At 72.9% G+C, this 9,200-nt stretch carries 8 protein-coding genes and 2 pseudogenes; 5 read left to right on the forward strand and 5 right to left on the reverse strand.

The window, feature by feature from the left end; translation table 11 throughout:
- The first annotated feature begins 119 nt into the window (after positions 1-119).
- Together CCN42_RS29650 and CCN42_RS29655 are read left to right on the forward strand one after the other, a co-directional pair.
- The gene (locus CCN42_RS29650; protein WP_086740224.1) at positions 120-1,082 is read left to right on the forward strand and encodes a hypothetical protein; all 963 of its coding nucleotides are present in this window, start codon (positions 120-122) and stop codon (positions 1,080-1,082) included.
- A 185-nt stretch (positions 1,083-1,267) separates the two neighbouring features.
- Positions 1,268-2,596, forward strand: coding sequence for an enolase C-terminal domain-like protein (locus CCN42_RS29655; RefSeq protein WP_086740225.1), 1,329 nt, complete (start codon positions 1,268-1,270; stop codon positions 2,594-2,596).
- A gap of 18 nt (positions 2,597-2,614) precedes the next feature.
- Here CCN42_RS29655 and CCN42_RS29660 read toward each other — a convergent pair whose 3' ends face one another.
- Positions 2,615-2,908 (reverse strand): zinc-ribbon domain-containing protein, encoded by a 294-nt coding sequence (locus tag CCN42_RS29660; protein ID WP_086740227.1) that lies wholly within the window; start codon positions 2,906-2,908, stop codon positions 2,615-2,617.
- Between the two features lie 244 nt (positions 2,909-3,152).
- On the opposite strand from CCN42_RS29660, the gene CCN42_RS29665 reads away from it, so the two are divergent.
- Together CCN42_RS29665 and CCN42_RS29670 are read left to right on the forward strand one after the other, a co-directional pair.
- Positions 3,153-3,902 (forward strand): PP2C family protein-serine/threonine phosphatase, encoded by a 750-nt coding sequence (locus CCN42_RS29665; RefSeq protein ID WP_086740230.1) that lies wholly within the window; start codon positions 3,153-3,155, stop codon positions 3,900-3,902.
- Positions 3,903-4,193: 291 nt separating this feature from the next.
- Positions 4,194-5,543, forward strand: a complete 1,350-nt coding sequence (locus CCN42_RS29670) for a M28 family peptidase (RefSeq protein WP_086740232.1) — start codon at positions 4,194-4,196, stop codon at positions 5,541-5,543.
- A gap of 72 nt (positions 5,544-5,615) precedes the next feature.
- On the opposite strand, the gene CCN42_RS29675 is transcribed toward CCN42_RS29670, so the two are convergent.
- Positions 5,616-6,611, reverse strand: coding sequence for a GlxA family transcriptional regulator (locus tag CCN42_RS29675; protein WP_169731550.1), 996 nt, complete (start codon positions 6,609-6,611; stop codon positions 5,616-5,618).
- A gap of 175 nt (positions 6,612-6,786) precedes the next feature.
- On the opposite strand from CCN42_RS29675, the gene CCN42_RS29680 reads away from it, so the two are divergent.
- Entirely contained in the window at positions 6,787-7,377 is a 591-nt protein-coding gene (locus tag CCN42_RS29680) for a cysteine hydrolase family protein (RefSeq protein WP_086173066.1), read from the forward strand.
- A 187-nt stretch (positions 7,378-7,564) separates the two neighbouring features.
- On the opposite strand, the pseudogene CCN42_RS45720 reads toward CCN42_RS29680, so the two are convergent.
- From CCN42_RS45720 to CCN42_RS45730, 3 genes and pseudogenes are all read right to left on the reverse strand, one after another.
- Positions 7,565-7,798, reverse strand: a pseudogene (locus tag CCN42_RS45720) (carboxylesterase family protein); the annotation flags it as partial.
- Positions 7,716-8,633: a carboxylesterase family protein gene (locus tag CCN42_RS45725; protein ID WP_281259544.1), complete on the reverse strand. Its 918-nt coding sequence runs from the start codon at positions 8,631-8,633 to the stop codon at positions 7,716-7,718. The pseudogene CCN42_RS45720 and the gene CCN42_RS45725, both read right to left, overlap by 83 nt.
- A gap of 91 nt (positions 8,634-8,724) precedes the next feature.
- Positions 8,725-9,102 (reverse strand): annotated as a pseudogene (locus CCN42_RS45730) (carboxylesterase family protein); the annotation flags it as partial.
- Between the last annotated feature and the right edge of the window lie 98 nt (positions 9,103-9,200).

Consider the following 9,200-nt stretch of genomic DNA (forward strand, 5'->3'; position numbering starts at 1 on the left):
GCACCGATCCCGGCGGCACCCGCGCCACCCTGTGCGCCCACCCTCGCAGAAGGGTCCGACAACGCCCCGCCCGCCCGGTCCGGCGTGCGTGAGCGCGGGGTCGGCGGCAGGGTGGGGACATGCAGCGCAAGGGCGGACGCGGCAAGCACGGCGAGGAGTTCGATGTCGAGGCGGTCCTCGACGAGCTGTACACCACGCCCCCGCCCGGGTTCGTCGCCCGTCGCGAGGAACTGGCGGCGGCGGCCAGGACGGCGGGGCGCGCCGAGGACTCCCGGCGGATCCGCGCCGCCCGCCGGCCCACGCTGGCGGCCTGGGCCGCGAACCTGCTGCTGCGCCGCGAGCCGGGCGACAGCCGCCGGCTGCTGGAGCTGGGCGAGGGTCTGCGCGAGGCCTATCGCACGCTGGACCCCGCCGCGCTCAAGGACCTGTCCGCCCAACGACGCCGGATCGTCGCCGCGTTGGCCCGTCAGGCCGCGCGGCTCGCCGAGGAGGCCGGGCACCGGCTGTCCGCCGCCGCGCAGCAGGAGGTGTCGGCCACGCTGCACGCCGTGCTCGCCGACCCCGGCGCCGCCCAGCAGTGGGCCGGCGGCCGGCTGACCGGGGCGCTCGACCCGCCGTCCGGCTTTCTGCCCTCCGGCCCGGACGCGGCCACGGCCACGGCTCGGCCGAAGGCGGCGCGTACCGCCGATGGGCCCGCGAAGAAGCCCGCCAAGGCGGGAACGAGTCCCGAGGACGAGCTGGCCGAGCGCCGCCGTATCCGGCAGGAGCAGCTGGCCAAGGCCCGTGACGCCGCGGAAGAGGCCGAACGGCGTCTGCGTGAGCGGCGCGAGGTGGCGGCCGAGGCGCAGGAGTCCCTGACGCGGGCCGGTGAGCGCCGGGACGAGGCCCGGCGGGAGGTGGAGGCCGCCGAGCGGCGGCTGCACACGGCACGCGAGGCCCTGGAGGACGCCGACCGGGCCGGCCGGGAGGCCGGGGACCGGTACCGGTCCGCCATGGACGCCCGCACCGCCGCGGAACGGGAGGCCCGTGCCGCGGCGCAGGAGGTACGGCGCCTGGAAGGGCGTACGAGGCGGGGCAAGTAGGGAGCCCCTGCCGGGTCCCGGGCGGCCGGCACCGGCCTCGGCCCTCGGCCCGTCTGCCTGAGTCCTCGACCCATTGACCTTGACCGTCTACGTATCTAGCCTCCGTCTCTATACGTAGACGCCCGTCGGCAGCCCGGTCACGCCGTCCCGCTCGTCCCCTTGCCGCCCCAGCGAAGGATTCCCGCATGCCCCAGCCCGTCGTCACCCGCTGCACCGTCTACCCGGTGGCCGGCCGCGACTCCATGCTGCTCAACCTCTCCGGCGCGCACGCCCCCTACTTCACCCGCAACGTCCTGGTCGTCGAGGACTCCGAGGGCCGTACCGGACTCGGCGAGGTGCCGGGCGGTGAGGAGATCACCCGCACCCTGCGCGAGGCCGCGCCGCTGGTCGTAAGCGCCCGCCTCGGTGACCACCGGCGGGTCCTGCGCGCCGTGCGGGACAGGTTCGGCAGCCGGGACGACGGCGGGCGAGGGGAACAGACCTTCGACCTGCGCACCACGGTGCACGCCGTCACCGCGATCGAGTCGGCGCTGCTGGACCTGCTCGGGCAGCACCTGGAGGTACCGGTCGCCGACCTGCTCGGCGACGGCAAGCAGCGCGACGCCGTACGGGTCCTCGGCTACCTCTTCCACGTCGGCGACCCCGACCGGACCGACCTCGACTACGTCCGCGAACCGGACGCCTCCGTCGAGTGGTACCGGGTCCGCCGAGAGGAGGCGCTGACACCCGAGGCGATCGTCCGCCAGGCCGAGGCCGCCTATGCGCAGTACGGCTTCCGCGACTTCAAGCTCAAGGGCGGCGTCCTGCCCGGCGCGGAGGAGGTCGAAGCGGTCCGGGCACTGAAGGAACGCTTCCCCGAGGCCCGGATCACCCTTGACCCCAATGGCGCCTGGTCACTGAAGGAAGCCGTGGAACTGTGCCGGCCCCTGCTCGGCACCCTCGCCTACGCCGAGGACCCCTGCGGCGCCGAGGACGGCTACTCGGGCCGGGAGATCCTCGCCGAGTTCCGCCGGGCCACCGGCCTGCCCACCGCCACCAACATGATCGCCACCGACTGGCGCCAGCTCACCCACGCGCTCGCCCTGCGCTCGGTCGACATCCCCCTCGCCGATCCGCACTTCTGGACCATGCAGGGCTCGGTGCGGGTGGCCCAGCTGTGCAACTCCATGGGGCTGACCTGGGGTTGCCACTCCAACAACCACTTCGACATCTCGCTGGCGATGATGGCCCACTGCGGCGCCGCCGCCCCCGGCGACTACAACGCCCTGGACACCCACTGGATCTGGCAGGAGGGCATGGAACGTCTCACCGTCACGCCCCCGCGGATCGCAGGCGGCGAGGTCGCGGTGGACGACACCCCGGGCCTCGGTGTCCGGCTCGACCGGGACCGGCTGCTCGCCGCCCACGAGCTGTATCTGGAGAAGGGTCTCTCGGGCCGCGACGACGCCGCCGGGATGCGCTACCTGGTGAAGGACTGGCAGTTCGACAACAAGCGACCGTGTCTGGTGAGGTGAGGTGGCGGGACCGTGCGGTCAGGACTGGTACGGCTGCTGCTGCTGCGGCTGGCCGTACGGCTGGCCGCCGTGCCCGGTCGCCGACTGCACCTGGAGCTGCTCCGCCTGCTCCTTCGTCACCCACTGCTCGGCGCCGCAGAAGGTGCACTGCGTCGCGTACTTCGTGGAGACCGGGAACAGCGGTACGAAGAACAGGGTGAACTTGGTGACGCGCTTGCGGAGGGTGTGCGCGGACGGATTGCCGCAGCGACCGCAGACCAGGGTCAGTATCGCCAGCTGGTACAGGTAGCCCTTGGTGCCAAAGATGATCATCGTTGCCGATCCTCCCGAGACGGCGCCCCGCCGGCACGGTGCCGACCGGGCGGTGAGTGACGCCCACGCTCCCAGTCTTCCCCACCTTCCGGTGAGCGTCCTGGCGCGGGGGAGGGTACGACCGTACGCATGCCCGGTCGCGTCACGGCTTTGCCCGCGGGTGGGGGCCCGACGGCCCCCGCTCCCTAGACTGGGAGGCGGGCCCGGCCCCGCCCAGGCGGCCGGCACGGAGGGCGGTGGCACCATGCGGTACGTCGCGGTGAGTGCGCTCAGCCATCCCGGGCTGCTGCGGACCCGGAACGAGGACAGTCTCGTCGTCGGCCCCTGGACCCTGTGCGCCACCGTGACCGACAGCCCGCAGACCCTGGTCTTCCCGCTGGAGAGCCCGGTCGTCGTCGCCGTCGCCGACGGACTCGGCGGGCATCCCGGCGGGAACGTGGCCAGCTCCCTGGTGGTCCGCCGGATCGCCGCGGCCGGGCCGCGGCTGAACAGCGAGGACGAGATCCACGACGTCCTCGACGCCTGCAACCGAGCCGTCTACGAGGCCGCCGGCGGCGACGAAGGCGGCGACCTGGCCACCATGGGCACGACGGTCGCGGGTGTCGTCGTACGGCACGACGCGCTGCTGGTGTTCAACGTCGGCGACAGCCGGGTGCACGCGGCCTCCCCGGAGGGGCTGCGCCGGCTGAGCGTCGACGACAGCCCGCCGCTGGAGCCCGGACGGCGCACCACGTCCATCGTCACCCAGTGCCTCGGCGGTAGCCCCGGCTACCGCGCCGTCCGCGCGCATGTGACGCCGGTGCCCGTGGCGCCCGGCGACCGTTTCCTCGTCTGCACCGACGGCGTCACCGACCCGCTGACGGACGACGTCATCGAAGGCGTGCTGCGGGAGCACGACGACGGGCGCGCGGCGTTCGAGCTGTGGAAGGCGGCCATGGAGGCGGGCGGTCCGGACAACATCACGCTGGCCGTCCTCCGCGTCGGCGAGGAGTAGTCAGCCCGCCCGGGCGGCCCGGTGACCTGATCCCTCGGACCGCCCGGGCGGCCCGGTGACCTGATCCCGCGGACCGCCCGGGCGGCCCGGTGACCTGATCCCGCGGACGGCGTCATGCGCCGCCTGCCCCCTCCCGTACGTCCGCTCAGCGAACACCCGTGTCCGCCATCTTGACGGGACATCGACATCTCGTTGACCATCGGGCACACACAGCACCCGCACCGCTCTGGCACCTCCGTTCCAGTCACCGTCCGGCACCCACCCCTCGACGAGAAAGTGCGGACCCCCCACATGACGACTCCTCAGTCCACCCTGCCCAGACGCCTTTCCAGACGCACCGCGACCGTGACCGGCCTGGCCGTGGCCGCCGCACTGCTCACCGCGGTCCCGGCCACCTCCGCCCCGTCCGGCACCTCGGCCACGACCGGTGCGCGGGCGCTCGCGGCCCCCGACATCCCGCTGGCCAACGTCAAGGCGCACCTAACCCAGTTCCAGTCGATCGCCACCGCCAACGGTGGCAACCGGGCGCACGGCCGCCCCGGTTACAAGGCCTCGATCGACTATGTGCGCGCCAAGCTGGACGCGGCCGGATTCACCACCAGCGTCCAGCAGTTCAGCTCCTCCGGCGCCACGGGCTACAACCTGATCGCCGACTGGCCCGGCGGCGATCCGAACCAGGTCCTCATGGCCGGCGCGCACCTCGACTCCGTCTCCTCCGGGCCCGGCATCAACGACAACGGCTCCGGATCCGCCGCCGTCCTCGAGACCGCGCTCGCCGTCTCCCGCGCCCAGCTCCAGCCCGCGAAGCATCTGCGGTTCGCCTGGTGGGGCGCCGAGGAACTGGGCCTGGTGGGCTCCAAGTACTACGTCAACAACCTGCCGACGGCCGAGCGTTCACGCATAGCGGGTTACATCAACCTCGACATGGTCGGCTCACCGAACCCCGGCTACTTCGTCTACGACGACGACCCGGCGATCGAGAAGGTCTTCAAGGACTGGTACGCGGGCATCGGCGTCCCCACGGAGATAGAGACCGAAGGCGACGGCCGCTCGGACCACGCGTCCTTCAAGAACGTCGGCATACCCGTGGGCGGGCTCTTCACCGGCGCCAGCCGCACCAAGACGGCCGCCCAGGCCACCAAGTGGGGCGGCACCGCCGGCCAGGCCTTCGACCGCTGCTACCACTCGTCCTGCGACACCACGGCGAACATCAACGACACCGCCCTGGACCGCAACAGCGACGCCCTCGCCCATGCGATCTGGACCCTGGGCACGGGCGCGACCCCGCCGCCGGGCACCACGTTCGAGAACACCGCCGATGTCGCCATCCCGGACAACGGCGCCGCGGTGACCTCGGCCGTCCCGGTCACCGGCCGCACCGGCAACGCGCCCGCCGCCCTCCGGGTCGGCGTGGACATCAAGCACACCTGGCGCGGCGACCTGGTCGTCGACCTCCTCGCCCCCGACGGCACCGCCTACCGGCTGAAGAACTCCAGCAGTTCCGACTCCGCGGACAACGTCATCACCACCTACACCGTCGACGCCTCGACCGAGCAGGCGAACGGCGAATGGCGCCTGCGGGTCCAGGACGTGGCGGCCCAGGACGCGGGCTACATCGACAGCTGGAAGCTCACTTTCTGACGCCGGCACCCCGACGGCGCGCCGGCACCTCGGTGGTCCCCGAGACGCCGGCGCGCCTTCCGCCGACTCCGCTCACGCGAGCGTGCCCGTCCGGAAGCGGCGGCGGTACTCGGTCGGCGTGGTGTCGAGCCGGCGGCGGAAGGCCCGGATCAGCGTGTCCGTCGTACCGAAACCGCAGGCGGTGACGATGCGTTCGAGCGTCGCGTCGGTGGATTCGAGCTGGTTGCGGGCCAGTTCCACCCGTGCCGACTCGATGTAGGCGCTGGGCGTCATGCCGAGTTCGGTCTTGAAGACGCGGGTGAGTTGCCGCTCGCTGAGGTGGGCGTACTCGGCGAGGTCCGCGACGGTGAGCGGTTCGGAGATGTGCCGCATGATGTGATGGCGCAGGTCCTCGACGCGCCGCGTGGTGGAGACGGGTTCGAGGGGCACGCTGAACTGGCTCTGCCCGCTGGGCCGCTTCAGGTACATCACGAGCTGCCGGGCGACGCGCAGCGCGACCGCCTCGCCGTGGTCGTCGGCGACGAGGGCCAGGGACAGGTCGAGGCAGGAGCTGATGCCCGCGCCGGTCCACACGTCGCCGTCCCGGATGAAGATCGGGTCGGCGTCGACCTCGACCGCCGGGTGTTCGTCGGCGAGCTGCCGTGCGGTCGACCAGTGGGTGGTGGCCCGTCTGCCGTCGAGCAGACCGGCGGCGGCGAGGACGTGGGCGCCGACGCAGACGGAGGTGACCCTGCGGGTTCTCCCGGCGAGTGTCCTCACCCGGTCGACGACCGCCGGGTCGGCGAGGGCCCGGACGCGGCCCCGGCTGTCCGTCTCGACCGAGCCGGGCACCAGAAGGGTGTCGATGCTCTCTCCCGACATCTGCTCGAAGGTGGCGTCGGGGAGTACGCGTACCCCGGCCGCGGTGGTGACCGGGGCCGGGGTCTCGGCGGCGAGGACGACCCGGTAACCCGGTGCCCCCTTGAGTTCGCGGCGCAGCAGGGAGAACACCTCGGGCGGTCCGGTGACGTCGAGGAGGTCGACGCCGTCGAAGAGGAGGATGACGACGAGTCGTTCGACGGTGCTCAAGGGTCGCTGTCTCCGCCCGGTCGGCAACGGTGATGTCCGGATCTGCATGTTAGATGACATTGCCGACACCAGGGTGGGGCCGTAGCGTTCCCCACGGAGGCCGGAACAGCACGGCCGAACCCCAACTCCCGCTTTCGCAGCGGGACTTGTTGTGAGAACTCGGAAGGGCATCCCCATGGCTACGACCACCCTGCGCACCCTCATGGGCTTCGACGAGACGCCCGCGTCGCTCGCCGACGCGACCTTGATCCTGGTCGACTACCAGAACACCTACGTCCAGGGCGTGATGGAGCTGGAGGGCTGGCGGGCCGCGCTCGACTCCGCCGCCGAACTGCTGGGCCGGGCGCGGGAGGCGGGCGCCACGGTCATCCACGTCATCAACGACGGCGGCGAGGGCACCCCGTACGACATCCGGGCCGAGATCGGCCAGATCCACCCGAGCGTGGCGCCGGCCGAGGGCGAGGCCGTCGTCGTCAAGCGGCTCCCGGACTCCTTCGTCGGCACCGAGCTGGGCGACCTCGTCGACGCCGCCGGTCACAAGGACGTCGTCGTCATGGGCTTCATGACGCACATGTGCGTGCTGTTCACCGCCCAGGGCGCGTTCCTGCGGGGCAACCGTCCCACCGTGGTCGCCGACGCCTGCGCGACGCGTCCCCTGCCGGTGGCGGGCACGGAGGTGCCCGCCGCGCAGATCCACCAGAGCGCGCTCGCGACGGCCGGAGATCTGTACGGGGTCGTCGTCGCCTCCGGGAAGTCCCTGGTCTGAGCGCACGTGCGGGGCGGGGTCGGCCCAGCCGGCGCCAGAAGTCCAGGTCGTGGCCGGCCGCGTAGTCGACGGACGTGATGGCGCCGGGCGCCAGGGACTGGGTGTGCGGGGCGGGCGAGCCGGGCACGTGTGCCGGCCAGGGCACGAGCCCGCGCCCTCCGGGCCGGCCGGTCGCGGCGAACGTGGCCCAGTAGTCGGTGATGGCGTCCGCGAGCCGTGCCTGCGCCGGGGTGAACCGGTCGTGGACCGCCTTCTCCTCGAACACATACGGCGTGTCCGAGGCGTGATAGGCGCCGAAGTCGAAGGCGCTGGCCTCCACGGGCGGATACATCGGCGCGTCACGGTCGGCGAACTCGTACGCGTACGTCGGCACATGACGCCCGAGGGCCGTGTTCTGGGCGTGGGTGCCGCGCGCCCACATGCGGTCGGTGACGACCGTGGACCAGGCGAGGGGCGGGGGAGGGGAAGGCGTCCGCCGGGTACTCGGTGAGCACGGCGGCCGCCCGGCGTGTCCCGAACGCGGTTCGCACCAGTTCCTCGTACTGCGTCTTTGTGAGCCTGCCGTTCACCGCGTCCCACGTCAGCCCGACGAACAGCCGGTGCTCGTCCCGGGCCGCGCCGGACAGCACCGGCACCCGGTGGAAACGCCCCTCTCTCAGGGCCTTCTCCGGCAGCTCCGGCAGGACGCCCTCGCCGAAGGCGAACGCCTGGAAGATGTTCATGACGTACGGGACGTCCAGGATCCGCTTGACCGGCAGCGCGCGCAGACAGCGCAGGGCGCGGCCGGGGTCGGGGTCCGCGCAGCCCAGCCCGGCCGCGACGTCCCGGCCGGAGTCCCGCAGCTCGCGCTGGGTGCGCCAGGTGTACCAGCGGTGCGCCGGGACCTGCGGGCCCATCATCCCGGCGGGCATGTCCATCATGCCCTCGCCGCTGGAGAGCACCGCGCGATGGAACAGGCCCCGCGCGGCGGGCGAGGCGAGGTGACCGACGACAGCGGTCGCGCCGAAGGAGGAGCCGGCCACGGTGACGTTGCCGGGGTCACCGCCGAAGGCCGCGGCGTTGCGGGCCACCCAGCGCAGCGCGGCCTGCTGGTCCTGGAGCCCGAAGGTCCCCGAGCCCGGCAGTCCGGGGTGGGCGAAGCCGCCGAAGACACCGAGCCGGTGGTTGACGGTGACGACCATCAGGCCCCGGTCGGCCAGGCGGCGGGCGTCGAACAGGGCCCCGCCGCCGATGGTGCCGTCGCCGTGGATCCACACGAGGACCGGCGCGCCCCGACCCCGGGGCGGGCCCGGCCGGAGCGGTGACGTTCAGGACCAGGCAGTCCTCCTCCAGGCTGGTGGTGCCGCCGTACTGGGTGGGCACCTGCGGGCACAGGGGGCCCGGCCGGGTGGCGTCCCTGACGCCCCGCCAGGACCGCACGGGGCGAGGCGCGGCCCAGCGGTGCGCCCCGGTCGGCGGTCCGGCGCAGGGGATGCCCCGGAAGACGCGGTGACCGGCGAGAACCGTGCCGCGCACGACTCCCTTGTCGGTGCGCACCACCGTCGTCCGTCCGCCGGACGCGGGCTGTCCCGGCCCGGCCGGGGCGGGCTCCGAGGTCACCGACAGCACCAGTCCCACGGCCGCCGCCAGGGCGGCGGCCGCGAGGTGTCGCTTCTTCGTCATCGTCCACCGTCTTCCGTACGGGGTGCGCGACGGCCGTCCGGCAGGCCGCGCCCTCCATGACATCTGCCCGGCACACGATAGTCACGGTAGGTAGTCGGTCGAAGGCGCTCGGTGTGTGCCCGGGTGCGCGTCGTGATCGCGCGCTAGGTCGTGTCCGCAAA

Source organism: Streptomyces glaucescens, from assembly GCF_002154375.1.
Lineage (GTDB): Bacteria > Actinomycetota > Actinomycetes > Streptomycetales > Streptomycetaceae > Streptomyces > Streptomyces glaucescens.

Coding starts and splice junctions, on each gene's coding strand:
- CCN42_RS29650 (WP_086740224.1), top strand. CDS start 120: ATGCAGCGCAAGGGCGGACGCGGCAAGCACGGCGAGGAGTTCGATGTC.
- CCN42_RS29655 (WP_086740225.1), top strand. CDS start 1,268: ATGCCCCAGCCCGTCGTCACCCGCTGCACCGTCTACCCGGTGGCCGGC.
- CCN42_RS29660 (WP_086740227.1), bottom strand. CDS start 2,908: ATGATCATCTTTGGCACCAAGGGCTACCTGTACCAGCTGGCGATACTG.
- CCN42_RS29665 (WP_086740230.1), top strand. CDS start 3,153: ATGCGGTACGTCGCGGTGAGTGCGCTCAGCCATCCCGGGCTGCTGCGG.
- CCN42_RS29670 (WP_086740232.1), top strand. CDS start 4,194: ATGACGACTCCTCAGTCCACCCTGCCCAGACGCCTTTCCAGACGCACC.
- CCN42_RS29680 (WP_086173066.1), top strand. CDS start 6,787: ATGGCTACGACCACCCTGCGCACCCTCATGGGCTTCGACGAGACGCCC.